Origin of the sequence: Bacillus nakamurai, from assembly GCF_001584325.1 — a bacterium.
Taxonomy (GTDB): Bacteria; Bacillota; Bacilli; order Bacillales; family Bacillaceae; genus Bacillus; species Bacillus nakamurai.
The window spans coordinates 1-1,330 of record NZ_LSAZ01000044.1 but is presented as its reverse complement, the minus strand read 5'-3'; the positions used below and the strand labels follow the sequence as shown (position 1 = coordinate 1,330).

Genomic DNA, 1,330 nt, shown 5'->3' with positions numbered 1-1,330 from the left:
CGTTTTTGAGACAGGGATCAAAACACCTTTAAGCAGCCAGCTGCCGGTATATGACCGGCGGCTGGTTGTTTAGTTTCGCTTGAATACGGATATGGTTATAATAGTGAATATAGGTTTCGACAGTTTGCTCTATGATGGCCGTCGTAGTGCTTTCCAACTTGTCGAGATAGAACGTTTCAGACTTTAGCGAGGAATGAAACGATTCGATGGAGGCATTATCAGTGGGTGTCCCTTTACGGGACATGCTCATGATAATGCCTTTTTCTTTGACTGCCTGCTGATACTCATAAGATGTGTAAACAGATCCTTGGTCACTGTGCAGAATACACCCTTCCGGCAGGGAGGGCAGTTGAGACAACGTATGCAGCACAAAATCTGTATTTTGGCAGCTTCCTATAGAATAAGCAACGATTTCGCCGTTAAATAAATCCTGGATACTTGAAAGATACAGCTGTTTCTGGCCAAAAGGCAAGTACGTAATATCTGTGACAAGCTTTTGAAAGGGTCTGTCTGCCTGAAAATCGCCTTTCAGCAGGTTATCGGAAATATGATAAGGCTGCCCTGTCTGTCTCCGTTTCTTCACTTTCACCCGGCACTGCCATCCATACTTCTGCATCACACGCTGTACGGCTTTATGGTTAATAGACATTTCTCGTCTCAATAAAGCAGTGATTTTACGGTAGCCATATCGGAACTTATGATCCCGGCACAACGTGCCGATTTGTTGTTCAATAGCCTGCTTGGCTGTTTCTTCCCGGCTCTTCCTCCTCCAGCGATAATAGGTGGATCTAGAAATACCAAGATGCCGGCATATGTCCTTAACGGACATACTGGTTTTAAGTTCCTCTATGAGTTCTACGGCTGTTTCCGGGACCACTTCCTCTCCAGTTCTTCGTACTTTTTTAGGACTTCAATCTGCTGTTTCAAATACCTGTTTTCCGCCTTCAGTTTCTCTGTTTCACTTTCATATTCAGGCCCTTTTCCGAAGGAATACTGCTTGCCCACTGGCTGTTCAAAACGGTGGAGTTCGCCTGCTTTGTACCATTTCATCCATGTTTTAAGCTGAGTTTTGTTTCGGATGTTTAATTCTTTTAAGACTTCTTTCACCGGCACCCCGGCCAGCCGCATTTTGATGGCTTTCATTTTTACATCAGTTGGATAGCTTACTCTTTTGCCCATAGAAAAACACCTCCAAGTTGTTTACAAGTATTCCATACCCGCTTTTCAACTTAAAGGTGTTTTTTATTTGTCTCACTCTATGGGGTCAGTCCCCGGGCTCCCTTGGGTTTTTTTATGCTTGAAAGAGGATGCGGCGTTTTTCGGAATCAGG

General features: G+C 44.3%; 1 protein-coding gene. It reads right to left on the bottom strand.

The features are described 5' to 3' along the window. Positions 1–28 precede the first annotated feature (28 nt). A protein-coding gene (locus AXI59_RS18450) for an IS3 family transposase (protein ID WP_156476327.1) occupies positions 29–1,179 on the bottom strand; the annotation gives its coding sequence in 2 pieces (ribosomal slippage) (positions 29–891 and positions 891–1,179; 1,152 coding nt in all). Positions 1,180–1,330 lie beyond the last annotated feature (151 nt).